The 24,690-nt window shown below is 71.3% G+C and carries 23 protein-coding genes and 7 tRNA genes; 21 read left to right on the forward strand and 9 right to left on the reverse strand.

Annotation, left to right across the window (positions count from 1 at the left end):
• Nucleotides 1-21: 21 nt before the first annotated feature.
• From cobT to ACP4E5_RS35695, 3 genes are all read left to right on the forward strand, one after another.
• Nucleotides 22-4,494: a nicotinate-nucleotide--dimethylbenzimidazole phosphoribosyltransferase gene (gene cobT / locus ACP4E5_RS35685; RefSeq protein ID WP_425836064.1), complete on the forward strand. Its 4,473-nt coding sequence runs from the start codon at nucleotides 22-24 to the stop codon at nucleotides 4,492-4,494.
• 118 nt (nucleotides 4,495-4,612) lie between these two features.
• A complete protein-coding gene (cobA, locus tag ACP4E5_RS35690; RefSeq protein ID WP_425836066.1) occupies nucleotides 4,613-5,839 on the forward strand; it encodes a uroporphyrinogen-III C-methyltransferase in 1,227 nt (408 codons plus the stop codon).
• A gap of 64 nt (nucleotides 5,840-5,903) precedes the next feature.
• Nucleotides 5,904-6,737 (forward strand): TrmH family RNA methyltransferase, encoded by an 834-nt coding sequence (locus ACP4E5_RS35695; protein ID WP_425836068.1) that lies wholly within the window; start codon nucleotides 5,904-5,906, stop codon nucleotides 6,735-6,737.
• A 3-nt stretch (nucleotides 6,738-6,740) separates the two neighbouring features.
• On the opposite strand, the gene ACP4E5_RS35700 is transcribed toward ACP4E5_RS35695, so the two are convergent.
• Nucleotides 6,741-8,030, reverse strand: coding sequence for a serine/threonine-protein kinase (locus ACP4E5_RS35700; RefSeq protein ID WP_425841907.1), 1,290 nt, complete (start codon nucleotides 8,028-8,030; stop codon nucleotides 6,741-6,743).
• A gap of 199 nt (nucleotides 8,031-8,229) precedes the next feature.
• On the opposite strand from ACP4E5_RS35700, the gene ACP4E5_RS35705 reads away from it, so the two are divergent.
• From ACP4E5_RS35705 to ACP4E5_RS35720, 4 genes are all read left to right on the forward strand, one after another.
• Complete coding sequence (locus ACP4E5_RS35705) at nucleotides 8,230-8,505, forward strand: hypothetical protein (RefSeq protein ID WP_425836070.1); 276 nt, start codon at nucleotides 8,230-8,232, stop codon at nucleotides 8,503-8,505.
• 141 nt (nucleotides 8,506-8,646) lie between these two features.
• Nucleotides 8,647-8,853, forward strand: coding sequence for a hypothetical protein (locus tag ACP4E5_RS35710; protein WP_425836071.1), 207 nt, complete (start codon nucleotides 8,647-8,649; stop codon nucleotides 8,851-8,853).
• Nucleotides 8,854-9,037: 184 nt separating this feature from the next.
• The gene (locus tag ACP4E5_RS35715) at nucleotides 9,038-9,997 is read left to right on the forward strand and encodes a phosphotransferase family protein (protein ID WP_425841910.1); all 960 of its coding nucleotides are present in this window, start codon (nucleotides 9,038-9,040) and stop codon (nucleotides 9,995-9,997) included.
• A 70-nt stretch (nucleotides 9,998-10,067) separates the two neighbouring features.
• Complete coding sequence (locus ACP4E5_RS35720; RefSeq protein ID WP_425836073.1) at nucleotides 10,068-10,364, forward strand: TFIIB-type zinc ribbon-containing protein; 297 nt, start codon at nucleotides 10,068-10,070, stop codon at nucleotides 10,362-10,364.
• Between the two features lie 53 nt (nucleotides 10,365-10,417).
• Here ACP4E5_RS35720 and ACP4E5_RS35725 read toward each other — a convergent pair.
• The 5 genes from ACP4E5_RS35725 to ACP4E5_RS35745 form a co-directional block, all read right to left on the reverse strand.
• A tRNA-Val gene (locus tag ACP4E5_RS35725) sits at nucleotides 10,418-10,492 on the reverse strand.
• 19 nt (nucleotides 10,493-10,511) lie between these two features.
• Nucleotides 10,512-10,583 (reverse strand) — tRNA-Val (locus ACP4E5_RS35730).
• Between the two features lie 24 nt (nucleotides 10,584-10,607).
• Nucleotides 10,608-10,679 (reverse strand) — tRNA-Val (locus ACP4E5_RS35735).
• A 1-nt stretch (nucleotide 10,680) separates the two neighbouring features.
• Nucleotides 10,681-10,754: transfer RNA gene (locus ACP4E5_RS35740), tRNA-Cys, on the reverse strand.
• Nucleotides 10,755-10,791: 37 nt separating this feature from the next.
• Nucleotides 10,792-10,864, reverse strand: a tRNA-Gly gene (locus tag ACP4E5_RS35745).
• 155 nt (nucleotides 10,865-11,019) lie between these two features.
• Here ACP4E5_RS35745 and ACP4E5_RS35750 point away from each other — a divergent pair.
• From ACP4E5_RS35750 to ACP4E5_RS35760, 3 genes are read left to right on the forward strand one after another with little or no spacing between them, the layout of a single operon-like run.
• Nucleotides 11,020-12,054, forward strand: a complete 1,035-nt coding sequence (locus tag ACP4E5_RS35750; RefSeq protein WP_425836075.1) for a chorismate-binding protein — start codon at nucleotides 11,020-11,022, stop codon at nucleotides 12,052-12,054.
• Between the two features lie 13 nt (nucleotides 12,055-12,067).
• On the forward strand, nucleotides 12,068-12,889 hold the full coding sequence (locus tag ACP4E5_RS35755; protein ID WP_425836076.1) for an aminotransferase class IV: 822 nt from the start codon (nucleotides 12,068-12,070) through the stop codon (nucleotides 12,887-12,889).
• A 43-nt stretch (nucleotides 12,890-12,932) separates the two neighbouring features.
• A complete protein-coding gene (locus ACP4E5_RS35760; protein ID WP_425836078.1) occupies nucleotides 12,933-13,757 on the forward strand; it encodes a GNAT family N-acetyltransferase in 825 nt (274 codons plus the stop codon).
• A gap of 3 nt (nucleotides 13,758-13,760) precedes the next feature.
• Here the strand turns inward: ACP4E5_RS35760 and ACP4E5_RS35765 are convergent, their stop codons facing one another.
• A complete protein-coding gene (locus ACP4E5_RS35765; RefSeq protein ID WP_425836080.1) occupies nucleotides 13,761-14,264 on the reverse strand; it encodes a DsbA family protein in 504 nt (167 codons plus the stop codon).
• 188 nt (nucleotides 14,265-14,452) lie between these two features.
• Between ACP4E5_RS35765 and ACP4E5_RS35770 the strand changes: the two genes are divergently transcribed.
• Together ACP4E5_RS35770 and ACP4E5_RS35775 are read left to right on the forward strand one after the other, a co-directional pair.
• On the forward strand, nucleotides 14,453-14,890 hold the full coding sequence (locus ACP4E5_RS35770) for a hypothetical protein (RefSeq protein WP_425836082.1): 438 nt from the start codon (nucleotides 14,453-14,455) through the stop codon (nucleotides 14,888-14,890).
• Nucleotides 14,891-14,997: 107 nt separating this feature from the next.
• Nucleotides 14,998-15,228: a hypothetical protein gene (locus ACP4E5_RS35775; protein ID WP_425836084.1), complete on the forward strand. Its 231-nt coding sequence runs from the start codon at nucleotides 14,998-15,000 to the stop codon at nucleotides 15,226-15,228.
• Nucleotides 15,229-15,257: 29 nt separating this feature from the next.
• Here ACP4E5_RS35775 and ACP4E5_RS35780 read toward each other — a convergent pair whose 3' ends face one another.
• Both ACP4E5_RS35780 and ACP4E5_RS35785 read right to left on the reverse strand, forming a co-directional pair.
• Nucleotides 15,258-15,818, reverse strand: a complete 561-nt coding sequence (locus ACP4E5_RS35780) for a CGNR zinc finger domain-containing protein (protein ID WP_425836086.1) — start codon at nucleotides 15,816-15,818, stop codon at nucleotides 15,258-15,260.
• 244 nt (nucleotides 15,819-16,062) lie between these two features.
• A complete protein-coding gene (locus tag ACP4E5_RS35785) occupies nucleotides 16,063-16,476 on the reverse strand; it encodes an SsgA family sporulation/cell division regulator (protein ID WP_004002642.1) in 414 nt (137 codons plus the stop codon).
• Nucleotides 16,477-16,666: 190 nt separating this feature from the next.
• Between ACP4E5_RS35785 and ACP4E5_RS35790 the strand changes: the two genes are divergently transcribed.
• From ACP4E5_RS35790 to ACP4E5_RS35830, 9 genes are all read left to right on the forward strand, one after another.
• A complete protein-coding gene (locus ACP4E5_RS35790; RefSeq protein WP_425836088.1) occupies nucleotides 16,667-17,143 on the forward strand; it encodes a TIGR02611 family protein in 477 nt (158 codons plus the stop codon).
• A gap of 87 nt (nucleotides 17,144-17,230) precedes the next feature.
• Nucleotides 17,231-17,302, forward strand: a tRNA-Val gene (locus ACP4E5_RS35795).
• Nucleotides 17,303-17,496: 194 nt separating this feature from the next.
• Complete coding sequence (locus ACP4E5_RS35800) at nucleotides 17,497-18,813, forward strand: ABC transporter substrate-binding protein (protein WP_425836090.1); 1,317 nt, start codon at nucleotides 17,497-17,499, stop codon at nucleotides 18,811-18,813.
• 32 nt (nucleotides 18,814-18,845) lie between these two features.
• Nucleotides 18,846-19,802, forward strand: coding sequence for a carbohydrate ABC transporter permease (locus ACP4E5_RS35805; RefSeq protein ID WP_425836092.1), 957 nt, complete (start codon nucleotides 18,846-18,848; stop codon nucleotides 19,800-19,802).
• Nucleotides 19,799-20,671: a carbohydrate ABC transporter permease gene (locus ACP4E5_RS35810; protein WP_425836094.1), complete on the forward strand. Its 873-nt coding sequence runs from the start codon at nucleotides 19,799-19,801 to the stop codon at nucleotides 20,669-20,671. The genes ACP4E5_RS35805 and ACP4E5_RS35810 overlap by 4 nt, the downstream gene beginning before the upstream one ends.
• Before the next feature lie 14 nt (nucleotides 20,672-20,685).
• On the forward strand, nucleotides 20,686-21,252 hold the full coding sequence (locus tag ACP4E5_RS35815) for a hypothetical protein (protein ID WP_425836096.1): 567 nt from the start codon (nucleotides 20,686-20,688) through the stop codon (nucleotides 21,250-21,252).
• 64 nt (nucleotides 21,253-21,316) lie between these two features.
• On the forward strand, nucleotides 21,317-24,061 hold the full coding sequence (locus ACP4E5_RS35820) for an exo-rhamnogalacturonan lyase family protein (protein ID WP_425836098.1): 2,745 nt from the start codon (nucleotides 21,317-21,319) through the stop codon (nucleotides 24,059-24,061).
• 33 nt (nucleotides 24,062-24,094) lie between these two features.
• On the forward strand, nucleotides 24,095-24,550 hold the full coding sequence (locus ACP4E5_RS35825; RefSeq protein WP_425841913.1) for an SRPBCC family protein: 456 nt from the start codon (nucleotides 24,095-24,097) through the stop codon (nucleotides 24,548-24,550).
• Nucleotides 24,551-24,603: 53 nt separating this feature from the next.
• Nucleotides 24,604-24,675 (forward strand) — tRNA-Val (locus ACP4E5_RS35830).
• The last annotated feature ends 15 nt before the right edge of the window (nucleotides 24,676-24,690 follow it).

Genomic DNA, 24,690 nt, shown 5'->3' on the forward strand with positions numbered 1-24,690 from the left:
TTCGATGGGCGAGGGGTAGGCATGACCGACACCGGTCAGGTTCCGGGCGAAGGGCTGCCGGAGGACGCAGGCACGGCGGAGCCGCCGGGCGTTCCCGCACCCGGCGCGTACACCTACCTCGATCCCTCCGACGCCACGGCCGAGGACGACGAGATCCTTCTGATGCCCGGTTCGCAGGGCGCCTGGGGGCAGCAGCCCACCGACCACAGCCAAGGCCAGGGCCAGCAGTACGCCCCGGCCCCGGCCCAGCCGCGTCGCCCGCTGCACATGGGCCCCGCCGTCCCCGACACCAACGGCAGCCCCGTCCGTTCGCTCGCCGACCGCGGCCCCGCGCAGATGCCGGCCCGCCAGTCGGGCCCGCCCACCACCGGCCCGGAGTACCTGGACATCCCGCCGCAGGGCGCGGCCCCGTGGCAGCCGGCCCAGGCGCAGGCCCCCGCAGAAACGGTCGCTCCGCAGTACACGCAGCCCGAAGCGCCCGCGCACGACCAGGAGTTCGCCCAGGTCGGCGCGTACGCCTACGCCGCGCACGAGCAGGGCCAGGGCGGCTACGACTACCCGCAGTCCCCGGACTACGCGGCGCAGGGATACGCCCAGCAGCCCGCCGCGGACCAGACCCTCGGCCAGTTCGTCCCGGTGGACGGCATCGTCCCCACGACCCCACACCTGGCCCCGACCCCGCCCCAGCCGATGTCGGTCCCCCCACTCCCGGAGGAACAGTCGGCGCAGCAGCACCTCGGCGCGGACGAGCAGTACGCTGCCGCTGACGCCGCCGGGCAGGCTGCTTCGGGTCAGTGGGACGCGGTCGACCTGCAGGGCGCTGCCGACCAGTGGGGCGTGGCCAACGACCAGATCGGGACCGGGCAGCAGTCCGTCGGCGACGCGTACGCCGTGGCCGATCCGCAGGCCGCCGCCGGGCAGCAGGCCGCTCCCGGCCAGGAAGCCGTCGGCGATCACGGTGCCGTGCCCAACTCGCAGGCCGCCGCTGGGCAGCAGGTCGTTGGCGATCCGCAGGCCGTTGCCGCCCAGCAAGCACTGGCCGACCAGCAGGTCGTCGGCGACCACGGTGCCATGCCCAACTCGCAGGCCACCTCCGGGCCGCAGGCCGTCGGCGACCATCCCGTCCCGACCGACCAGCAGGCCGTGGGCGACAATGCTGCCGCGGCCGCGCCGGCCCTTGCCGACCAGCAGGCCGCAGGCGACCACTCTGCCGCGGCCGACCCGCAAGCCGCTGCCGGGCCGCAGGCCGTCGGCGGCCCGCAAGCGCCGACCGACCCTCAGGTCGTAGGCGATTACGCTGCCGCGACCGACCCGCAGGCCGTTGCTGGGCAGCAGGTCGGCGGTGACTCAGAGGCCCTTGCCGACCAGCAGGTCGCAGGTGACCACTCGGCCGCGGCCGACCCGCAAGCCGCTGTCGGGCCGCAGGCCGTCGGCGGCCGGCAAGCCTCGACCGACCAGCAGGCCGTGGGTGACCACGTTGCCGCAGCCGATCAGCAGGCCGTTGCTGGGCAGCAGGTTGCCGGTGACCCGCAGGCTGTTGTCGACCAGCAAGCGCTGGCCGATCAGCAGGCTGCGGGCGATCACGGAGCCGTGCTCAACTCGCAGAACGCTTCCGGGCCGCAGGCCGTCGGCGGCCATCACGTCCCGACCGACCAGCAAGCACTGGCCGGCCAGCAGGCCGTGGACGACCACGCCGCCGGGACCGACCCGCAGGCCGCTGCCGGGCCGCAAGGCGCCGGTGACCCGCAGGCCGCTGGTGGCTCTCAGTCCGTTGCCGGCCAGCAGGCCGTGGGCGATCACGCAGCCGTGCTCAACTCGCAAACTGCTGCTGACCCGCAGGCCGCAGGTGACCACGCCGCCGGGACCGACCCGCAGGCCGCTGCCGGGCCGCAAGGCGCCGGTGACCCGCAGGCCGCTGGTGGCTCTCAGTCCGTTGCCGGCCAGCAGGCCGTGGCCGACCAGCAGGCCGTCGGCGGCTACGCAGCCGTGCCCAACTCGCAGGCCGCTGGTGACCCGCAGGCCCTTGCCGACCAGCAGGCCGTGGGTGATCACGCCGGCGTGCCCAACTCGCAGACTGCTGCTGACGAGCAGGCCGTAGGCGACCACGCCGCGGGGACCGACTCGCAGGCCGCTGCCGGGCCGCACGGCGCCGGTGACCCGCAGGCCCTTGCCGACCCGAAGGCCGCAGGCGACCACGCCGCCGCGACCGACCCGCAGGCCACTGCCGACCCGCAGGCCGCAGGCTCCCCGCAAGCCGTCGGCGCCCCGCAGGCCACTGCCAACCCGCAGGTCGCCGGCGACCCGCACGCCGTCGCCGACTCGCACGCCCCCGCCGACCACCACCCCGTGGCCGCCCCCCAACCCGTCGTCGACCAGCACACCCCGGCCGACCAACACGCCGCCCCCGGCCAGCCCGCCCCCGCCCCGCACAACGTCACCGACCCCCCGTTCGCCGCTGCCCCTCAGGCCGCCATCGACCCGCAGGACCCGCACGCCATGGCCAACCAGCAGTCCGCCGAACAGGCACCCGTGGGAGACGAAGCGGTCACCCCCGAGCACGTAGTGGAGTGGGGCACCCAGGGCCCCGAGTCCGCCGAGGTCACCCCGGAGGGAGCCGCGAGCGTGCCCGCCCCGCGTGAAGGGGACTCCGGCGCGATCCCGCTGCCCGAGTCCGCCCACACCGAGGACCCCGCGGAGCAGACCGTCGCTCCCGCCGAGCTGACGGGCGAACCCGAGCACCTGATGCCGGAGCCCGAGGCGCACCCCGCCGCTCCCGCCTACGACGACACCGAGCGGGAGGCGGTGCTGCGCGTGATGCGCGAGCGCCGCGACATCCGCAACGGCTTCCGCAGCGACCCGATCCCGCACGAGGTGCTGCTGCGCGTCCTGGAGGCGGCCCACACGGCGCCGTCCGTGGGCCACTCGCAGCCCTGGGACTTCGTGGTCATCCGCTCCGCGGACACCCGCCGCGCGATGCACGAACTGGCCATGCGCCAGAAGGACGCGTACGCCAAGTCGCTTCCCAAGGGCCGCGCGAAGCAGTTCAAGGAACTGAAGATCGAGGCCATCCTCGACACCCCGGTCAACATCGTCGTGACCGCCGACCCGACCCGCGGCGGCCGCCACACCCTCGGCCGCCACACGCAGCCGCAGATGGCCCCGTACTCCTCCGCGCTCGCGGTCGAGAACCTGTGGCTCGCGGCCCGCGCGGAGGGCCTCGGCGTCGGCTGGGTCAGCTTCTTCGACGAGCGCGAGATGGTCCGCTCCCTCGGGCTGCCGGAGCACCTCGAGGTCGTCGCCTACCTCTGCGTCGGCTACGTCGACGAGTTCCCGGACGAGCCGGAACTGATGCAGGCCGGCTGGTCCAAGCGCCGCCCGCTGTCGTGGGTCGTCCACGAGGAGACGTACGGCCGCCGCGCCCTGCCCGGCGAGGACCCGCACGACCTGCTCGCGGAGACCGTCTCCAACATCCGCCCGCTGGACGCCAAGGCGCTCGGCGAGGCGTGGGAGCGGCAGAAGCGGATGACGAAGCCCGCGGGCGCGCTCGGCATGCTGGAGATCATCTCCGCCCAGCTGTCCGGCCTGTCCCGCGTGTGCCCGCCGCCGATCCCCGAGCCCGCGGCCGTCGCGATCTTCGCCGGTGACCACGGGGTGCACGCCCAGGGCGTCACCCCCTGGCCGCAGGAGGTCACCGGCCAGATGGTCGCCAACTTCCTGGGCGGCGGCGCGGTCTGCAACGCGTTCGCGAGCCAGGTCGGCGCCGAGGTCTGCGTCATCGACGTCGGCGTGGCCGGTGAACTCCCCGCCACCCCCGGCCTGTTGCCCCGCAAGGTCCGCGCCGGCACCGCCGACATGACGACGGGCCCCGCCCTGACCCGCGAAGAGGTCAAGGAAGCCATCGAGGTCGGCATCGAGACGGCCCGCGACCTCGTGGCGGCCGGCAACAAGGCGCTGCTCACCGGCGAGATGGGCATCGCGAACACGACCGCGTCCGCCGCCCTGATCTCCGTCTACACCGAGGTCGACCCCGCCGAGGTGACCGGTCGTGGCACCGGCATCAACGACGAGACGCACGCCCGCAAGGTCGAGGTCGTGCGCCGCGCCCTCGACGTGCACAAGCCCGACCCGGCCGACCCGATCGGCGTCCTCTCGGCGGTCGGCGGCCTGGAGCACGCCGCGATGGTCGGCCTGCTCCTCGGCGGCGCCTCGCTGCGTACGCCGGTGATCCTCGACGGCGTCAGCGCCGGCGCCGCCGCCCTGGTCGCCCGCGCCATCGCCCCCGAGGTACTGGCCGCCTGCATCGCGGGCCACCGCAGCGCCGAGCCCGGCCACGTCGCAGCGCTCAACAAGCTGGGTCTGCGCCCGCTCGTCGACCTGGACCTGCGCCTCGGCGAGGGCACGGGAGCCCTCCTGGCCCTCCCGATCGTCCAGAGCGCGGCCCGCGCGATGCACGAGGTGGCCACGTTCGACTCGGCGGGTGTCACCGAGAAGTAGTTCGGTACGTGGATGTGGGGGCGTCAAGGCATGGCGCCCCCACGTAGTCTGACCTGCACATCACCGGGAGCTCCAGAGCCGAAGCCCCCCTCACAGCCCGCCCGAGGAGCAGCGCCTCATGCCCGCCGCACAGCACCCCGCCTATCCGGTAGGACTCCGCCTCACCGGCCGCAGGACCGTCGTCATCGGCGGCGGCCAGGTCGCCCAGCGCAGGCTCCCGGCGCTCATCGCGGCGGGCGCCGACATCACCCTGATCTCTCCCTCGGCCACCCCGTCCGTCGAGGCCATGGCGGACGCGGGCGAGCTCACCTGGGTCAGGCGCCGCTACGAGCACGGCGACCTCGCCGACGCCTGGTACGTCCTGGTCGCCACGGCCGACCGCGCGGCCAACGAGGAGGCCTCCGCCGAGGCCGAGGCGAACCGCACCTGGTGCGTCCGCTCGGACAACGCCGAGGCCGCCACCGCCTGGACCCCCGCCACCGGCCGTACCGAGGGCGTCACCGTCGCCGTGCTGTCCGCCGAGGCCGCCGACCGCGACCCGCGCCGCACGGCCGGCATCCGCGACGCCCTGGTCGAGGCCCTCCGCGACGGCACCGTCACGGTCCGGCGGGAGCGCAGCCCCGGCGTCTCGCTCGTCGGCGGCGGCCCCGGCGACCCGGACCTGATCACCGTGCGCGGCCGCCGCCTCCTCGCCGAGGCCGACGTCGTCATCGCCGACCGCCTCGGCCCGCGCGACCTCCTCGACGAACTCCCGCCGCACGTCGAGGTGATCGACGCCGCGAAGATCCCGTACGGCCGCCAGATGGTCCAGGAGGCCATCAACCAGGCCCTCATCGACCACGCCAAGCAGGGCAAGGCCGTCGTCCGGCTCAAGGGCGGCGACCCGTTCGTCTTCGGCCGCGGCATGGAGGAGGCCCAGGCGCTCGCCGCCGAGGGCATCCCGGTCACGGTCGTCCCCGGCATCTCCAGCTCGATCAGCGTCCCCGGCGCCGTCGGCATCCCGGTCACCCACCGGGGCGTCGCCCACGAGTTCACCGTCGTCAGCGGCCACGTGGCGCCGGACGACGAGCGCTCCCTGGTCGACTGGGAGGCGATGGCGAAGCTGACCGGCACCCTCGTGATCCTCATGGGAGTCGACAAGATCGCAAAGATCGCCGAGGCCCTCGTCTCGTACGGCAAGGCCCCCGACACCCCCGTCGCCCTCGTCCAGGAGGGCACGACGGCGGCCCAGCGCCGCGTCGACGCCACCCTCGCGACGGTCGGCGAGCGGGCCGTCTCCGAAGGGGTCAGGCCGCCGGCCGTCATCGTGATCGGCGACGTGGTGCACGAGGGACCAAAAAAGTAACCAGCGGTAACACAACTCGTTCCGAGCCGTTGGCAGCACACCCAGAACAAGGCAGTATCGACCCGTGGCTGAAGCTGAACCTCGAGGGATCATCACCATCGATGACCCCGACGACCCGCGCCTGTCCGACTACACGGGCCTGACCGACGTAGAGCTGCGTCGCAAACGCGAACCGGCCGAGGGCCTGTTCATCGCCGAGGGCGAGAAGGTCATCCGGCGCGCCAAGCTCGCCGGGTACGAGATGCGCTCGATGCTGCTGTCCGCGAAGTGGGTCGACGTCATGCGCGACGTCATCGACGAGGTCCCCGCCCCGGTCTACGCGGTCGCCCCCGACCTGGCCGAACGGGTCACCGGCTACCACGTGCACCGCGGCGCCCTCGCCTCCATGCAGCGCAAGCCGCTCCCGACGGCCGACGAACTCCTCGCCACCGCACGCCGCGTGGTCGTCATGGAGTCGGTCAACGACCACACCAACATCGGCGCGATCTTCCGCAGCGCCGCCGCGCTCGGCATGGACGCCGTCCTGCTCTCCCCGGACTGCGCCGACCCGCTCTACCGCCGCTCCGTGAAGGTCTCCATGGGCGCGGTCTTCTCCGTGCCGTACGCGCGCCTGGAGGCCTGGCCGAAGTCCCTGGAGACGGTCCGCGACGCCGGGTTCGAACTCCTCGCGCTGACCCCGGCCGAGCAGGCCAAGTCCCTGGACGAGGTGGCACCGCACCGCATGGACCGCGTCGCGCTGATGCTCGGCGCGGAGGGCGACGGCCTGTCGACCAAGGCCCTGATGGCGGCGGACGAATGGGTCCGCATCCCGATGGCCCACGGAGTCGACTCGCTCAACGTGGGCGCGGCGGCCGCCGTCGCGTTCTACGCGGTGGCGACGGGCCGCCCCGAACTCTGACGGTCAGCGCTCCGGAAGCGGCAGCGGCAGCGACCGTACGACGGCCGACCCCGACGTGCCGCTGTCACCGAGGCCGCGCGTCGGCCCCTGGCAGCCCTGCGCCGCCGCGATCGCCAGCGCGACGAGCAGCGTCACGACGACGAACACGAAGAGCCGCTGCCGCAGCAGCCGCGGATTCGCGGGCCGCAGCTTCTTGCCGCTGCCCGTGCCGTTCGTCCGCTGCGCCGGGCGCCCCGCACCGCTGCGCGGCCCCGGCCTGCTGTTGCCGGAGCGGCTGTTGGTGTTCCGGGCGGGCGCCGACCCGTTGCTCCTGCCGTTGCTGGGGCGCGACGTGGGAGTACCCGGCTGCGTACGCCGCTGGGTGCGCTGGCCCTCGTACGAGGCGTGCGTGTCGGCGATGCGCCCCGTCGGCCGGTCCTGCTCGGCGGCGCGCGGCGCGGGCGGACGCGGCTCCGCGACGACGCCCTGCGCCTCACGGGCCGCGATCTCCTTGAGCCGCAGCGACAGTTGCAGCGTGCTGGGCCGCTCCTCCGGATCCTTCGCGAGGCACGCGCGCAGCAGCGGCGCCAGCGCGTCCGGCACCCCGGCCAGCTGCGCCTCCTCGTGCACGACCCGGTAGAGCATGACCTCGGAACTGCCGTGCCCGAAGGGCGAGTCGCCCATGGCCGTGTACGCGAGGGTGGCCCCCAGGGCGAACACATCGGTCGCGGGCGTCACGGCCGCGCCCCGCACCTGCTCGGGCGCGAGGAAACCGGGGGAGCCGACGGCGGTGCCCACGTGGGTCAGCGTCGAGGCGCCGGTCGCCCACGCGATACCGAAGTCGATGATCCGCGGCCCCTTCGGGGACAGCAGGATGTTGGAGGGCTTGAGGTCGCGGTGCACGACCCCGGCCTCGTGGACGGCGACGAGCCCCTCGGACAGCGCGGCCCCCACGGCCGCCACATCCGACGCGGCGAGCGGACCCTCCTCGGCCACCTTGTCGTGCAGCGAGGGCCCGGGCACGTACTGCGTCGCGAACCACGGCCGCTCCGCCTCCAGGTCCGCGGCGACGAGCCGGGCCGTGCAGCCGCCACGGATCCGCCGCGCGGCGGACACCTCGCGCGCGAACCGCGAACGGAACTCCTGGTCCTCCGCCAGATCAGGCCTGATCACCTTGAGTGCGACCCGCTGGCCACGCCGGTCGGACCCGAGATAGACCACGCCCATCCCGCCGGCTCCGAGGCGTCTGTGAAGCCTGAACGAGCCGACGACGCGCGGGTCCTCGCGCCTCAGGCGCATCATCGCCATGTTCATCCCCGCTGCTGCCCGGTCCGTCTGACGAGCCACAGCTTACGTTTTCGCGCACGGCGGCGCGCAAAGGCCGCGCCCTCGTGGCCGATTCGATTGTCAGAGCCCGGTCGGAAACGTGAAGGACGGTCAGAGAGCGCCGGAGCGTGGCACCTTGCCGGTGGCCGACAACCCAACAGGGCGGCACCGAAGGGGGATTGGCCCCATGGAGGGCGACCGTACCGAGACGGTCGTGGACGCCGGGGACACGACGCGTACGGACGAGGTGACGGCGGGCCGGACGGGCCGCGGGGTGGGGCCGCGGGTGCGCGGAGGGGTGGCGGAAGTGAGCGAAGTCACCCGAACCGGATCCGCGGTGCCCGCGTCCGATACCCCCTCCGGGATGACCCCGAGGCCCGGGGTTCTCGTCTCCACCCAGGGGAGTACGCCGACCGGAGGTGGTCATCCTCCGGGAGGCCCGGCAATCGGTACGAGGGCATGACGTCTCACGCGCCCGCCACTCATAGATTTGAGGTCAAGCGGCGGGTACGGCACTCGTCCCCCGAGGTCAGGTACCCGCCGCTTGCCAAGACGCAAGAACTCAAGAGACGCAAGAACTCAAGATTTCGACCGGGAGAGGACCATGGCGGACACGGCACCGCGGACGACAGCGTTCCGCACAGCGGCCCGCAGGGCGGGTCTTTTCGGTGGCCACGCGACCGATCGCCGGCATCCGCTGGTGGCCGCGGCCATGGTTCTCCCTCTCGCGGCCCTTCTCGTCGTCGTGTTCGGCGGCTGGGACGCGATGGTCACACAGGCGTCGTCCGTGGGCGTGATGCTGGGGCGCTGAGCGGCGCTCCCAGGCCCGGAAGAGCGGTCCGGGCGGGGACATCATCCGGCCATGAAACCCCGTGGGGACGGGGGTGCGGCGGACGGCACAAATGCTGCGCGCAGCTGGGGAGCTGCGCGCAGCATTATTTTTGCCCACTGTCCGTCGACCGACGGCTGCCCAGTGGGGGAGGGCCGCCCGTAGGCTGCGGGCCGTGACCACGCTCATCGTTCCCGCGCTCAGGGCCGAGGCCCGGGGCGCGGCCCACCCGTCGGGGATCTCCTGCGTCTGCGGCGCCACGACCCTCGCCGACCGCCCGGACGCCACGGTGGTCCGGCACGGCGACACCGTCGCCAAGGCGCACGCCCCCGGCACCGACCCGGCCGAGCTCGACCTGCGCCTGGCCGTCGCCGCCCACCCGGCCCTGACCGGCGTACTGCTGCGGCCGCTGCGCCCCACGGCGGCCGCCCTGGACGACCGGCTCGTCACGTTCTGGCCGCACGGCGCCCCCGTGGACCCGGACCACCCGGAGCACGCCCCCTGGGACGACATGGGCGCCCTCCTCGCCCGCCTGCACCGCACGCCGGCGCACGAACTGCCGCCCGCGCTCCCGGCCATGCGCGGCCCGCTCAAGGCGGCCCGCGCCCTGGCGCGCCTCCGGGCCTCGGCCCCCGACCACCCGGCCGCACGGCCGATCCTCGACGCCTGGCGCACCCTGCCGCCCTGGGCCCGCGCCGAAGCCCCGTACGAGCACGCGAGCGCCCTCTGTCACGGCGATCTGCACCTCGGCCAGCTGGTCCGCGACCTCGCCGACCCCGCCGCATGGACGCTGATCGACGTCGACGACCTCGGAATCGGCGACCCCGCCTGGGACTTGGCCCGCCCCGCCGCCTGGTTCGCCTGCGGCCTGCTGTCCGCCGAGGACTGGACCCGCTTCCTCGGCGCGTACCAACGCACCGGCGGCGCAAAGGAACTGAGCGTCCCCGACCCCTGGCCGGCCCTCGACGTACCGGCCCGCGCCCTCACCGCGCAGACCGCCGCGCTCGCCGTCGCGAAGGCCGCCGACGCGGGCCGCGCGCTCGACGAGGTGGAGGAGGCGGTCGTCGACGCCTGCGCCCGAATGGCCACGGTGCCGCCGCAGTTGGGATACGGCCACGCCAAGTAGGGTGCCGTGGAAGGAAGCCGGGGGAGTGTTCCGGCGAAACCGTACCGACCGGCAGGGAGTTGAGCCGAGCATGCAGTGTCCCAAGTGCCACGCACCGATGCACACGTACAACCGCAATGGCGTCCAGATCGAGCAGTGCAGCGGTTGCCGCGGGATATTCCTGGACTACGGCGAGCTGGAGTCGCTGACCCGCCTCGAGTCGCAGTGGCAGCAGCAGGCGCCGCCGCCCCCGCCCGCCCCGCAGGGCTACCCGGCCCCGGCTGCCCCGGCGTGGGGAGCCCCGCAGCACGGTGGCCACTACGGCGGTCATCACGGCCACCACGGTCACCACAACCGCGGCTTCGGCCGGATGCTGTTCTCCTCCTGAACGGCCCCGCGGCACGAAGAAGCCCCCGGCCACGAGGACCGGGGGCTTCTTGCTGGTGCGCGATACTGGGATTGAACCAGTGACCTCTTCCGTGTCAGGGAAGCGCTCTCCCGCTGAGCTAATCGCGCGGGAACCCACAGGGGGCAGTGGACGATACTGGGATTGAACCAGTGACCTCTTCCGTGTCAGGGAAGCGCTCTCCCGCTGAGCTAATCGTCCGGGATGGAAGCCTTGCGGCCTCAGTGCGCGATACTGGGATTGAACCAGTGACCTCTTCCGTGTCAGGGAAGCGCTCTCCCGCTGAGCTAATCGCGCATGGAGGTGGAGACGGGATTTGAACCCGTGTAGACGGCTTTGCAGGCCGTTGCCTCGCCTCTCGGCCACTCCACCAGGAGCGTGGGGATTCGGGAAGATCCCCCACATCCTGAGCGAACGACCGGGTTCGAACCGGCGACCTCAACCTTGGCAAGGTTGCGCTCTACCAACTGAGCTACGTTCGCGTGTCTTTCCGGTCGGCTTGCGCGTCCCGGCGACGTGTTGAACTCTAGCGGATTCCTGGGCCAGTACAAAAACGCGTTTGCGCAGCGTGCTGCGGTGCGACCGACGAAGGTCCTGCTCAGGTGGGCCCATCGGCAGCGGCCATAGACTCGAAGGTGTGCACGACCTCCCTGCTCTGGCCCGCTTCGGCGGGCTCGTCGCGACCGATCTGCGCGATGTCACCAGCGATCCCGCGGCCCTCGACTCCACCGGCTTCTGGGCCGTCTGCGCCGATTTCGAGGGCCGTCTCGTCTGCGCCCGCTTCGGGGACGTGCGCGAGGAACCGGTGCCCGCGCCGCGGCCCGGCGCCTGGCCAGGACCCGCACCGGCGGACTGGACGTCGTCGCTCGACCACGCCGCGTACACGGACGGCGTGCGCCGCATCCGCGCCGCCATCGCGACCGGCGAGGTCTACCAGGCCAACCTCTGCCGCGTGCTCTCCGCGCCCATCTCCCCGTACGCGGACGTGGACGCCCTCACCGCTCTCCTCGCGCGCGGGAACCCGGCCCCGTACGCGGGCACCGTCCGGCTCCCCGGGCACGGCGTGGAGGTCGCGACGGCCTCGCCCGAGCTGTTCCTGCGCAGGGACGGCCGGGTCGTCGAATCGGGGCCGATCAAGGGGACCGGGCGCACCGAGGCGGACCTCCTCGACAAGGACCACGCCGAGAACGTGATGATCGTCGACCTGGTCCGCAACGACCTGGGCGTCGTCTGCGCCACCGGCAGCGTGACCGTCCCCGAACTGTGCGTGGTCGAGAAGCACCCCGGCCTCGTCCACCTCGTCTCCACCGTGCGCGGCGAGCTCCCCGAGGCGGCCGGCTGGCCCGAGCTGCTCGACGCCGCGTTCCCGCCCGGCTCCGTCACCGGCGCCCCGAAGTCCAGCGCCCTGCGGATCATCGACGAGTTGGAGACGGCGCCGCGCGGCCCTTACTGCGGAGGCATCGGCTGGGTGGACGCGGACCGGGGGAGAGGGGAACTGGCCGTCGGGATCCGCACGTTCTGGATCGACCGCGGCGCCGGCGGCGACGTCCTGCGCTTCGGCACCGGGGCCGGGATCACCTGGGGCTCCGACCCGGAGCGGGAGTGGCGGGAGACCGAGCTGAAGGCGGCGCGGCTGTTGGCGGTAGCGTCGGGAACGTACACGGAAGCGTAGAAGGCAGGAACTCGTGAAGATCTGGCTCGACGGTCGGCTGCAGGACACCGAGGAGGCGCGCGTCTCCGTCTTCGACCACGGGCTCACCGTGGGCGACGGCATCTTCGAGACGGTGAAGGCCGTCGAAGGGAAGCCGTTCGCGCTCACCCGCCACCTCGACCGGCTCGCCCGCTCGGCCCGCGGACTCGGTCTGCCCGAGCCCGACCTCGACGAGGTGCGCCGCGCCTGCGCCGCCGTCCTCGAGGCCAACCCGATGCCCCTCGGGCGCCTGCGCATCACCTACACCGGCGGCCTCTCGCCGCTCGGCTCCGACCGCGGCGACCACGGCACCACGCTCGTCGTCGCCCTCGGCGAGACCAAGCGGCGCCCCGACACCACCGCCGCGATCACCGTCCCGTGGACCCGCAACGAGCGCGGCGCCCTCGCGGGCCTGAAGACCACCTCGTACGCGGAGAACGTCGTCGCGCTGGCCCGCGCCCACGAACACGGCGCGACCGAGGCCCTGTTCGCGAACACGGTGGGGCAGCTGTGCGAGGGCACGGGCTCCAACGTCTTCGTCGTCCTCGACGGCGAGATCCACACCCCGCCGCTGACGGCGGGCCCACTCGCGGGCATCACGCGCGCCCTCGCCGTCGAATGGACCGGCGCCAAGGAGACGGACCTGCCGCTGTCCGTGCTCTCGGAGGCCGACGAGGTGTTCCTGACGTCGACACTGCGCGACATCCAGGCCGTGCACCGTGTTGACGACCGCGACCTGACGGACGCCCCCGGGCCCGTCACCGCCAAGGCCATGCGCGTATGGGCCGAGCGGGCAGCAGACCAGCTGGACCCGTAAATCCGTTGTCGCGTCCGCGGCGCGGGCGGGTACAACACCCGTGATGACCACGACCCTGCGGCCGACCGAGCCGCTCCAGCGCACCCCCGACGGCTCGCGCTCGCGGCACTACGCGGTGTGTGTGAACAGCCGCCCCGTCGGCGCCTTGCACCTCGCCACGCACCCGGTCTTCGGCCCGGCCGTCGCCCAGATACGTGAGCTGCGCATCGACGAGAAGGACCGGGGGCGTGGCCGCGGCACCGTCGCGGCGCTCGCCGCCGAGGAGGTCGCCCGCTCGTGGAACTGCCGCCGCGTCGAGGCGACCGTCCCCGCGGGCGCGCAGGGCATGCTCCGCCTCGCGGGCGCCCTCGGCTACGTGGAGCGCAACCGGAACATGGCGAAGGCCCTGCCCGCACAGCCGCCCGCCCTGCCCGGGGGCAGCGTGGGGCGGCGCATGACGGAGGCCGAGTACGGGCCGTGGCTCGCGCACGCCAAGGCGGCGTACGCGCGCACCTGGATCGACCGCGGCGCCACCGAGGAAGAGGCGCACCGGAAGGCGGAGCACGATCACGCCGCGCTGCTCCCGGAGGGCGTCGCCACTCCGGACGTCCTGCTCGGCGTGCTGGAGCACGACGGCGAGCGGGTCGGAACGCTCTGGGTGGCGCAGCGCCCCGACGGGGCGTTCGTTTTCGACGTCGAGGTGTCGGCCGAGCACCGGGGGCGCGGCCACGGGCGCTCGCTGATGCTGCTCGCCGAGGCCGACTCGATCGCCGCGGGCGCCACCCGGATCGGCCTCAACGTCTTCGCGCGCAACGCGACCGCACTGTGCCTGTACGACTCGCTAGGCTACGAGCCGACCAGCCACTACCTCTACAAACAGCTGCTGTGAGGGTCAGCCCTGCTCGGCGAGCAGCCGGTCCGCGATCGCCTCGATCCGCTCGCGCAGCCCCTCCTGGCTCTTGCCGCCGTGCAGGATCTCCCCGCCGATCTCGTACGTGGGCGTGCCGGTCACGCCGATGACCTTGCCCTCGGCCTGGTCGGCGTCGACGATCAGGATGTGCCGACCGTCGATGAGCGCGGTGTCGAACTCCTCGGCGTCCAGGCCGAGTTCGCCCGCGACCTCGACGAGGAACGGCTCGCCCTTGCGGTCGAACTCCTCGACCCGCCCGAGCACGGCCTCCACGTACGGCCACCCCTTGCCCTGCGCGAACGCCTCCTCGGCGGCCTGCGCACCGGCGAAGGAGTGCTTGTGCTTCTCGAGCGGGAAGTGCCGCAGGCGCAGCTCGACGCGGTCGCCATAGCGCTCGCGCAGCGCGCGGAGGTCGTCCAGGGCCGAGCGGCAGTCGGGGCACTGCAGCTCGCACCACACGTCAAGGATGGGGTTCGGGGCGTTCATGGGAGCAAGTCTCCCAGGAGCGTCCGCCGGGCCCAACCTGGACCTGCGGAGGACCCGCGACCCCGAGATGTCCCCCAGATGTGGCCGAGCTGGGCCCTGGGCGTGGCCCGAGGACCCCCTGACGGTGCACGATGGAGGGGGCGAAGCGCCCCTGATCGCCCTTTGATGTCCGAACTCGGGAGGACCGGATGATTGCCGAGACCGTGTGTTCCGCCGTTGCCGTGGCGGGCCTGGGCATCGCCGGGGTTCTCGCCTTCCGCAAGCGGTTCCTGTCGGCCGCCCGCACCGCCGCCTACGCCCTCGTACCGCTGGGCCTGGTGATGACGGGCGCGGTGGAGTGGATCGTGGACACGGCGTTCAGTCCGACCGCCTGGGCCGGCTTCGGCGTGCTGGGCGTCGCCTGGCTGATGTTCATGGGGACGCGGGCCGTCGAGCGGCGCCGCTCCGGCCGCTCCGGCAAGGAGCGGAACAAGGCGGCCGTCGCCCCCGCGGCGTCGGCGCCCTCGCTCGGCGAGAGCCGGCGCCCCACGCCCGTGGCGCAACCAAAGCAGGCGAAGCAGGCGAAGGCCGAGCCCGCGGAGGACTTCAGCGACATCGAGGCGATCCTCAAGAAGCACGGCATCTGACGTCAACCGGCGCACGCGGCCCGCTGTCACGGGCTGACGTGAACTGCCCCTCGAAAGTGGTGGGTTGAGTACCCGTCACCCGTCAAGTGCGCCATCATCACGACGAGATGCTGGACACACCGCAGCTGCCCGACCAGCTGGACGCCGACCAGGGGCAGGCGCCCCACAGCGAGCCCGCGCCGCCCGAGCCCGTACGACCCGAGAAGCGACCCGAGAACCGGGCCGAGAGCCCGCGCGGCTGCCTCTTCGCGCTCTCCCAACCCCCGCTGATGATCTTCCTGGGGGTGATCGGCAGCCTGCTTCTCCTGGCCGCGCTGCACGACCTTCTGCTGCTGTGAACGCTGCCGCGAACGCCGCTGTGAACGATTCAGCCCGCGGCTTCCTTGCGGCGCGCCCGGTAGGCCGCGACATGCAGCCGGTTCCCGCACGTACGGCTGTCGCAGTAGCGGCGCGAACGGTTGCGGGACAGGTCGACGAACGCGAACCGGCAGTCGGGCGCCTCGCAGCGCCGCAGCCGCTCCTGCTCCCCGGCGACCACGAAGAACGCCAGGGCCATCCCGCAGTCGGCCGCCAGGTGGTCGGCGACGGAGGCGCCGGGCGCGAAGTAGTGCATGTGCCAGTCGTAGCCGTCGTGGTCCGTGAGGCGCGGAGTGGTGCCCGCCTCGGCGACCAGCTCGTTGATCACCGACGCCGCCGCCCGCTGGTCACTCGCCGCGAACACGGCCGCGAAACGGTCACGCACCGCACGCACCGAGTGGAGATCGTCTTCGGAGATCACGCCGACATCGCTGACCTCGTTCCTTCGTACGAAATCCGTCAGCGCGGCCAGACTCGCGAGCCCGTCCGCCACCGCGTCGCCGTCCGGTGTCGTGTTCACCAGATCGACCACGGTGTCGAGCGCGCACCGGGTGTCGTGGGTGATCAGCACGATTCGCTCCCTGGCCTGGGGTAGGGCTCCCGCCCGCCGATGCCGCCCGAGCCTAGTCCCTGCCGGGCTCCGGGAACGCACCTGCGCCGCCGCCGTGGAAACTCCCACGGCGACGGCGCCGGTGTATGCCGTATGCGGTTGTCCCGATCATGACGCCGTGCCGTTCCCCGAGTGGACGGCACGGCACGCTCTCGCGCTGCTCACGCCGACCGGGTGCCGGCGCGGGCCTCCTCGTTCCGCGGCGCTAGCTTTCCGCGAGGATGTGCGAGAGCTCCTGATCGAGGTCGAAATGGCGGTGCTCCGTGCCGGGTGGCACGGCGGCGTCCGTTCGCTTGAGGAACGACTCCAGGGCCCGCGCCGGGGCCTCGAGCAGTGCCTCGCCCTCGGGAGAGCTCAGGGCGATGCAGACAACGCCCTGACCGTGGCTACGGGACGGCCAGACTCGGACGTCTCCGGTGCCGGTCGGCCGGTGAAGGCCTTCGGCGAGGAGGTCGCGGGCAAACACCCATTCGACTGTCTCCTCGGCTCCGGTGTGGAAGGTGGCGTGCACGGCATACGGATCGGCCGTGTCATACCGCAGACCTGCGGGAACGGGCAGTGAGGACTCGCTCGACACAACGAGGCGCAGGTGCAGCTCGCAGCTGACCGTGGTGTTCATAAGCGCCAGGGCCTTTCGCTCAGTGTGCGCTCGGGGATTCGCACGTCGGCGAAATCGACATGCCACCTACGGTGTCGTTGTAAACCCCTCTGAGTGTTTTGAACGTCTTTAGGTAGCTCGTACGGCCGAGTCTTATCTGTGGGAGAATGCCCATTCCGGTGACGCGAAAGAGTCGGGTAGGTTTGAGGACATGAATACGGGGAGTGACAAGGGGGCCAAGGAGCCCGAGGCGCCCGGGACGGTCCACGCGGACTCCGGCGCCGGTGTCGGTGCCGACGGGGAGGCGTCCGGGGAGAAGCCGCTCGGATCGCGGGCGCCGGGGTTCATCCAGGCCAGAAGGACGCTGCACCTCAGCTGGCAGGTCGGCGTCTTCATCGTGGGGCTCGCGGTCGTCGTGGGCGGCGTGATCATGCTGCCGCTGCCGGGGCCCGGCTGGCTCGTGATCTTCGGCGGCATGGCGATCTGGGCGACCGAGTTCGTCTGGGCGCAGCTCGTCCTGCGCTGGACGAAGCGGAAGGTCACGGAGGCGACGCAGCGCGCGCTCGATCCGAAGGTGCGGCGGCGGAACATCATCCTGACCACGATCGGCGTGGTGATCATCGCGGTGCTCGGCGGGGTCTACGTGTGGAAGTTCGGGCTCGAGATGCCGTGGAACATCAAGCAGTGACGGTGTGCCGCCGATCGGGGGCGCGGGATGGGGGTGCGGGATGGTCCCAGGCACCCCCTGACATGGGGTAATGTTCTTCCTGCGCCCGGGCGATTAGCTCAGTGGGAGAGCGCTTCGTTCACACCGAAGAGGTCACTGGTTCGAACCCAGTATCGCCCACCCGGACCGAGAGCCCCGGAGACATCGAGTCTCCGGGGCTCTCGGCGTTTTTCGTGGCCGACCTGGGCGTTCGATGCGCTTCGACGCCAATCTTTGTCCGAACTGTTGACGCGTTCCCCACCCGTCTCTACTTTTGCTCGGCAAGCGCTTACCTAAAACGATTCAATGCACGGGTGGAGGGGCTGGCTGTGCCGATGAACAGGGATCTTGGCCGAAGAGGCGTGCTGAAGGCGACGGGGGTGTCGGTCGCGGTACTCGGCCTGACGGCGGCCGGGTGCGGTGGTGACGGTGGGTCAGGAGACGCGGGGAACGCGGACGGTCCCGCGACCCTGCGGTTCGCCTGGTGGGGCGGCGAACCGCGTGCCGTGAAAATCAAGAAGGCGATCGCGCTCTTCGAGAAGAAGAATCCGAAGATCAAAATCAAGCCGGAATTCACCGATTACCAGGCATTCTGGGAGAAGTTCCAGACGCAGGCCTCGGGCGGAAATCCTCCGGATGTATTCCTCAACTCCGTTGCCTTCCTTGCGAAGTACGACAAGCGCGGAGTTCTGCTCGACCTCAAGTCCCAGGTGGACGCGGGGAATCTGAGCCTGAAGAAGTTCCGCGGCGGCGTCGAGACGGCCGGTCAGCTCTCCGGCGGCAAGCAGGTCGCGGTTCCGGTCGGCGCGAACACCATGTCGCTCGTCATCGACAAGAAGGCCTGGGACAAGGCGGGCGTGCAGCCGAAGTTCGGCTGGACCTGGGACGAGTACTTCAAGTCGCTTCAGACCATCCAGGACAAGCTGAAGATCGCGGGCGACACGGGCTACGCCGGCGTCATGTACCTCTACGACCTGTACCTCCGTCAGAACGGCAAGGCGTTCTTCAAGGACGGCAAACTCGGCTTCACCGAGGACGATCTGACGCAGTGGTGGTCCGACTACTACAAGCGCGTGAAGTCCGGGATCGTCGCCGACCCCAAGAAGATCGAGCAGGTCAAGCCGAAGTCCGGGCTCTCCGCCGGGCTCGCGGGCGCCGAGTTCACCTGGGACAACTTCTCGGTGCGTTATGAGGGTGAGGGGGATTCGGACTACGCGCTCGCGCCGATCCCGACCACCGACGGCAAGGACACCGGCCAGTACCTCGGCTCGCTGATGCTGTCGATCTCCACCAAGTGCAAGGCCCAGGCGCAGGCCGCCAAGTTCATCGACTTCATGGTCCACGACCCCGAGGTCGGCAAGGTCATGGGCTACGACATGGGTGTGCTCGCCACCGACGAACAGTTCGACGCGTACAAGCCGGGCGAGGAGACCGACAAGGCCGTCGCCGAGGCCAACAAGGGCATCGCCGCGTACGAGACCGAGGTCGACAAGGCCGGCGTGCTCGGCAAGATCACGCCGCACCCGTCGGGCGCGGATGTCATCGAGGCCGCGTTCCTGCGCATCGCCGGTGACGTCGCCAACGCCAAGCAGAAGGTCCCGGCAGCGGTGAAGCAGTTCTTCAGCGAGGCCGAGGCAGCCTTCCAGGCCTGACAGCCCCTACGTTCCCGAGGGGAAACAGCACCATGTCGCTCGTCAAGGACGCCACAGTCCTGGCCGACGAGAGGAACATCGTCCGACCCGTCGCACAAAAGCGACGGGGACGGCGCGACAACCTCGCCGGCTATCTGTTCATGTCGCCGTGGCTCGCGGGGTTCCTGCTGCTCACGGCGGGGCCGATGATCGCCTCGCTCTACTACGCGTTCACGGACTACAACCTGTTCGCCGCCCCCAAGTGGATCGGCCTGCAGAACTTCACCTCCATGTTCGACGACCCGCGCTGGCAGAAGTCGGTGCAGGTCACGCTCAAGTACGTGGTCATCGGCACCCCGTTGAAGCTGCTGCTCGCCCTCGGTGTCGCCCTGCTGCTCAACCAGAGCCGGCGCGGCCAGGGCCTCTACCGGGCCGCGTTCTACGCGCCGTCGCTGATCGGCGCCAGCGTCTCGGTCGGCTTCGTCTGGCGGGCGCTGTTCTCCGACAACGCCGTCGTCGACAAGGGCCTCGGTGCCGTCGGCCTGAACCTCGGCGGCTGGATCGGCGACCCGGACATGATCCTCTACTCCCTGGTCGCCCTCACCGTCTGGCAGTTCGGCGCGCCGATGGTCATCTTCCTCGCCGGCCTCAAACAGGTACCGCGCGAGCTGTACGAGGCCGCCGCCGTCGACGGGGCGGGACCGCTGCGCCGGTTCTGGAACATCACGCTGCCGATGATTTCCCCGGTGCTCTTCTTCAACGTCCTGCTGGAGTCGATCCACTCGTTCCAGATCTTCGGCTCCGCGTACGTCGTCTCCAACACGTTCTGCGGACCGGCCGACGCCACCCTCGTCTACACCTGCTACCTGTACCAAAAGGGCTTCCAGCAGTCCCAGATGGGCTTCGCGTCCGCCATGGCCTGGATGCTGCTGCTCGCCGTCGCGCTCGTCACCGCCGTCCTGTTCTGGTCCCAGAAGAAGTGGGTGCACTACGAGGAGGACGTCAAGTGACCACCGTCGCACCGGAGTTGACCACCACGGCCAACCCTCGCAAGCGCACCGGATCCATCGCCTGGCACGTCTTCTCCCTCGCCGTGCTCTGCGTCGTCCTCTACCCGGTCGTCTGGGTGATCGGCGCCGCCTTCAAGCCCGGCAAGAAGATCATCGGCTCGCTCGACCTCTTCCCCGCCGACCCGATCCTCGACAACGTCAAGGGCCTCGCCGACGGCATCGCCGGCATCTCCATCAGCACGTTCTTCGTCAACTCGCTGTTCTACGCGGGCATGGCGGTCATCGGCGTCGTCATCTCCAGCTCCCTGACCGCGTACGCCTTCGCGAAGATCCCCTTCCGGGGCCGGAAGCTGCTCTTCGCGCTGATGATCGGCACGCTGCTGCTGCCGTACCACGTGCTCCTCATCCCGCAGTACGTCATGTTCCAGAAACTGGAGCTCATCAACACGTACGTGCCGCTGCTCGCGGGGAAGTTCCTCGCCACCGAAGCGTTCTTCGTCTTCCTCATGGTGCAGTTCATGCGCGGGCTGCCGCGCGAGCTGGACGAGGCGGCGCGACTCGACGGCTGCGGCCATCTGCGGATCTACTGGTCGATCGTGCTGCCGCTGTGCAGGCCCGCCCTGATCACCAGCGCGATCTTCACGTTCATCAACGCCTGGAACGACTTCATGGGCCCACTGATCTACCTCAACGAGCCCTCCAAGTACACCGTCTCGCTCGGCCTCATGATGTTCCGCGACCAGCAGGGCATCTCCGACTACGGCGGTCAGATCGCCATGGCGATGATGGCGCTCATCCCGGTCATCGCCTTCTTCATGGCCTTCCAGCGGTATCTGATCGACGGCATGGCCACGTCGGGGCTCAAGTGAGGGCCGCGGCGCCGGTGGCCGAATCGCGGCGGCGCGTCGGGTTCTCCGTCTTCGCCGAGTGCCTGCTCACCGGGGTGTGGATCGCACTCGCGTCCGTGCCGGTCGTGACCGCCCCGGCGGCCTTCGCGGCCGGGGCCCGGCATCTGCGCCGCCGGATCGGTGAACAGGCGGGCGGGTGGCGGGAGTTCGCCGCCGACGTCCGTGTCGCGGCGCGGCACGGCTGGCTCGTCGGTCTCGCCGGGGTGGCCGCGTGGTTCGCCGTCTGGATCGACCTGCGCGTGGCGCGGGCCGGACTCCCGGGTGGCCAACTCGCCGCCGCCGTCGGCGTCTTCGCGCTCCTCGCGTGCGCCGTGACCGTACTGCGGGCCGCCGCCGTCTGGGAGCCGGGCCGGTCCTGGCGCTCCCTGCTCGGCGCCGCAGCCCGGCGCACCGTACGCGCCCCCGGCGGATCCCTGCTCCTGGTGTGCGGGATCGCGCTCGTGATCCTCAGCGCCGAATTCCTCGCGCCGCTCGCGATCCCGGTGCTCGGCATCCTCGCCGGGGCGGCGGTCGCGGTGGAGGAGCGCGGGCGCGCCCGCTGACACGCCCGCCCCCTTCAACCCCCCTCTCGTACAGCACGTTTGGCATGCACGGAAAGGAACGACGATGTCCCCCATTCCCCGCAGGTCCCTCCTCAAGGCCGCCGCGGTCGCCGGCGCCGCCGCGCAGTTCAGCTGGGCGCTCGGCGGCAAGGAGGCGCAGGCCGCACCGGCCGCCGCACCCGCGGACGCCGAACCGGTCACGCTCGGCTGGCTGGAGGACGGCGGGCTCGGCGCGGCCCCCGGATCCACCGTCGGCGTGCCCTGGCCCAAGGGCGCGTACGAGAAGGGGCAGGACTTCGCCCTCACCACCGAGGACGGCAAGCAGGTCCCCGTCCAGACCTGGCCGCTCGCCCAGTGGCCCGACGGCTCACTGAAGTGGACCGCGCACGCCGTCGGCCCCGGGGTCGGCGCGGGCAAGCTCAGCCTCGCCGCCGGGAACGCCGGTGCCCCCGACAAGAAGGTGAGCGTGTCGACGAGCGGCGGCGTCGTCACCGTCGACACCGGCGTCGTCGTCGCCAAGCTCGGCAAGAGCGGATCGAGCCTGGTCAAGTCCGTCACCCGCGGCTCCACCGAGATCGCCAAGGACGGCCGCCTCGTCCTCCTGCGCCAGGGCGAGATCGAGGACGGCGACCAGGGCACGCAGAAGTACGAGCGCTTCGAGTCCGTCATCGAGGAGACGAAGGTCGAGCAGGAAGGCCCGGTCCGCTCCGTCGTCCGCGTCGACGGCAAGCACCGCAAGGGCAACCGGAGTTGGCTGCCCTTCTCCATCCGGTTCTACTTCTACGCGGGCGCCGAATCGTTCCGCATGGTGCACACCATCACGTACGACGGCACCCAGGAGCCCGGCAAGGCGTCCGGGGACTTCATCCGCGGGCTCGGCGTCCGCTTCACCGTGCCGATGCGCGACAAGGCGTACGACCGGCACATCCGCATCGGCGGCGAGGGCACCGGGATGCTCCGGGAAGCCGTCCAGGGCGTCACCGGGCTGCGTCGCGACCCGGGCGCCGCCGTGCAGGCCGCCCAGTTCGCGGGCGAGAAGCTGCCCGACCCCTCGACCTGGGACCAGCGCGTCACGACCCGCCTCCAGTACATCCCCGAGTGGGGCGACTACAGCCTCTCCCAGCTGTCCGCGGACGGCTTCACGCTCAAGAAGCGCACGAAGAGCGGGCACGGCTGGATTGGTGCGGGCGGCGGCCGGAGGGCCAGCGGATTCGGCTACGTCGGCGGACCGAGCGGCGGACTCTCCTTCGGCCTCCGCGACTTCTGGGAGAAGCACCCGGCCGGACTCGACATCCGTGGCGCGAACACCGACGAGGCCGAGGTCACCCTCTGGCTCTGGTCGCCCGAGGCCCAGCCCATGGACCTGCGCTTCTACCACGACGGCATGGGCCAGGACACGTACGCGGAGCAGCTCGAAGGCCTCAACATCACGTACGAGGACTACGAGCCCGAGTTCGGCACGCCCTACGGCATCGCCCGCACCAGCGAGCTGATGTTCTGGGCCAACGACGCGACGCCGAAGCCCGAGGCGCTCGCCCAGCAGGTCGACGCCGTGCGCAGGCTGCCGCAGCTCGCCGCGCCGCCCAAGCAGCTCATCAAGGCGAAGGTCTTCGGCCCCGGCCTCTACTCCGAGCCCGACCGCTCCACCCCCGCCAAGGCCAAGATCGAGGACCACCTCGACTTCCTCTTCACCTACTACAAGGACCAGGTGGAGATGCGCCGTTGGTACGGCTTCTGGGACTACGGCGATGTGATGCACTCCTACGACCCGGCACGCCACCAGTGGCGCTACGACGTCGGCGGCTACGCCTGGGACAACTCGGAGCTCTCGCCCGACATCTGGCTCTGGATGGCGTATCTGCGCTCAGGCCGCGCCGACGTCTTCCGCTTCGCCGAGGCCATGACCCGGCACACCGGCGAGGTCGACGTCTACCACCTCGGCAAATGGGCAGGCCTCGGCACCCGGCACGGAGTCCAGCACTACGCCGACTCCGCGAAGCAGCAGCGCATCGCCAACACCACGTACCGCCGCTACTACTACTTCCTCACCGGCGACGAGCGCGTCGGCGACCTCATGCACGCCAACGTCGACTCCGACGAGACGTTCCTCGTGCTCGACCCGCAGCGCAAGGTCCGCCCCGACCCCGACTACAAGCCCGACCCGCACGCCCTGTCCATCGGCTTCGGCACCGACTGGAGCGGACTCGTCTCGGCCTGGCTCACCGAGTGGGAGCGCCGCGGGCCGAAGTGGGAGAAGGCCAAGGCCAGGGTCCTGTCGACCATGGAGACGATCGCCGCGCAGCCCAACGGGTTCGTGCAGGGCAGCGGGCTCTACGACCTCGACACCGGCAAGTTCGCCATCGCCGACAAGCCGGCCGTCAACGTCTCGCACCTGTCGGCGGTCTTCGGCCTCAACGAGCTGTGCGCCGAGCTGATCGACCAGGTCGACATGCCGAAGTTCGAGGAGGCGTACTACGACTACTGCCGCTACTTCAACGCCACGAAGGCGGAACAGAAGGCGCGGTACGGCTCCGACTTCGGCTCGCTCATCCTCTTCCAGGGCCACTCACGCCTCGACGCCTACGCCGCCGTGCGGACCGGCGACGACAAGCTGGCCAAGCGCGCCTGGGAGAAGTTCTACAAGGGCGACGGCTACACCGAGGCGTCGCCGTGGAAGACGGAGAAGGTGGACGGCCCGGTGACGCTCGTCGCCGGCACCGAGGCGAACTGGGTCTACACCAACGACACGGCCCTGTACGGGCTCGCCGCCATCGAGAACCTGGCGCTGGTCGGGGACAAGATGCCCTGATCCCGGCAGACTCTGGCCATGGACTGGAAGGCCATGGACCGGAACCATTACCGCTTTCGCAGCGTGTGGGAACTGCCCGCCCCGCCGGGCGCCGTGTACGCGGTGCTCGAGCGGGCCGAGGAGTATCCGCGGTGGTGGCCCCAGGTCCGCTCGGTGACGCCGCTGAACGGGAGCAGCACCAGCGGCGTCGCCGTCTTCCGGTCCTTTCTTCCGTACAAGCTGCACATCACGGCGCGCGAGACGCGCCGCGACCCCGCGGCCGGGATCCTGGAGATCCGGATGACCGGGGACCTGGAGGGCTGGGCGCGCTGGACGCTGACGCCGCTGCCGGGCGGCGGCACCCGTGCCCGCTACGACCAGGAGGTCGAGGTGAGCAAGCCGCTGATGCGCCGGTTCGCGCTGCCGGGGCGTCCGGTGTTCCTCGCGAACCACGCGTGGATGATGCGCGGCGGGCGCCGGGGGCTCGCCGCGCACCTGCGGGGGACCTGACGCGACCGGTTTGAACACAGGGCGCCGCGACCTGTATTGTTCAACGCGTTCCCGGGCGATTAGCTCAGTGGGAGAGCGCTTCGTTCACACCGAAGAGGTCACTGGTTCGAACCCAGTATCGCCCACCCGGGAAGGACCGG

This window comes from Streptomyces fractus, from assembly GCF_049844455.1.
Taxonomy (GTDB): Bacteria; Actinomycetota; Actinomycetes; order Streptomycetales; family Streptomycetaceae; genus Streptomyces; species Streptomyces fractus.

Excerpts from the sequence above, each read along its gene's own strand:
- ACP4E5_RS35705 (WP_425836070.1), top strand. The coding sequence starts at position 8,230 with ATGGAGGGCGACCGTACCGAGACGGTCGTGGACGCCGGGGACACGACG.
- ACP4E5_RS35805 (WP_425836092.1), top strand. The coding sequence starts at position 18,846 with ATGTCGCTCGTCAAGGACGCCACAGTCCTGGCCGACGAGAGGAACATC.
- ACP4E5_RS35775 (WP_425836084.1), top strand. The coding sequence starts at position 14,998 with ATGCTGGACACACCGCAGCTGCCCGACCAGCTGGACGCCGACCAGGGG.
- ACP4E5_RS35720 (WP_425836073.1), top strand. The coding sequence starts at position 10,068 with ATGCAGTGTCCCAAGTGCCACGCACCGATGCACACGTACAACCGCAAT.
- ACP4E5_RS35825 (WP_425841913.1), top strand. The coding sequence starts at position 24,095 with ATGGACCGGAACCATTACCGCTTTCGCAGCGTGTGGGAACTGCCCGCC.
- ACP4E5_RS35770 (WP_425836082.1), top strand. The coding sequence starts at position 14,453 with ATGATTGCCGAGACCGTGTGTTCCGCCGTTGCCGTGGCGGGCCTGGGC.
- ACP4E5_RS35820 (WP_425836098.1), top strand. The coding sequence starts at position 21,317 with ATGTCCCCCATTCCCCGCAGGTCCCTCCTCAAGGCCGCCGCGGTCGCC.
- ACP4E5_RS35710 (WP_425836071.1), top strand. The coding sequence starts at position 8,647 with ATGGCGGACACGGCACCGCGGACGACAGCGTTCCGCACAGCGGCCCGC.
- cobT (WP_425836064.1), top strand. The coding sequence starts at position 22 with ATGACCGACACCGGTCAGGTTCCGGGCGAAGGGCTGCCGGAGGACGCA.
- ACP4E5_RS35700 (WP_425841907.1), bottom strand. The coding sequence starts at position 8,030 with ATGAACATGGCGATGATGCGCCTGAGGCGCGAGGACCCGCGCGTCGTC.
- ACP4E5_RS35800 (WP_425836090.1), top strand. The coding sequence starts at position 17,497 with ATGAACAGGGATCTTGGCCGAAGAGGCGTGCTGAAGGCGACGGGGGTG.
- ACP4E5_RS35765 (WP_425836080.1), bottom strand. The coding sequence starts at position 14,264 with ATGAACGCCCCGAACCCCATCCTTGACGTGTGGTGCGAGCTGCAGTGC.
- ACP4E5_RS35790 (WP_425836088.1), top strand. The coding sequence starts at position 16,667 with ATGAATACGGGGAGTGACAAGGGGGCCAAGGAGCCCGAGGCGCCCGGG.
- cobA (WP_425836066.1), top strand. The coding sequence starts at position 4,613 with ATGCCCGCCGCACAGCACCCCGCCTATCCGGTAGGACTCCGCCTCACC.
- ACP4E5_RS35760 (WP_425836078.1), top strand. The coding sequence starts at position 12,933 with ATGACCACGACCCTGCGGCCGACCGAGCCGCTCCAGCGCACCCCCGAC.
- ACP4E5_RS35785 (WP_004002642.1), bottom strand. The coding sequence starts at position 16,476 with ATGAACACCACGGTCAGCTGCGAGCTGCACCTGCGCCTCGTTGTGTCG.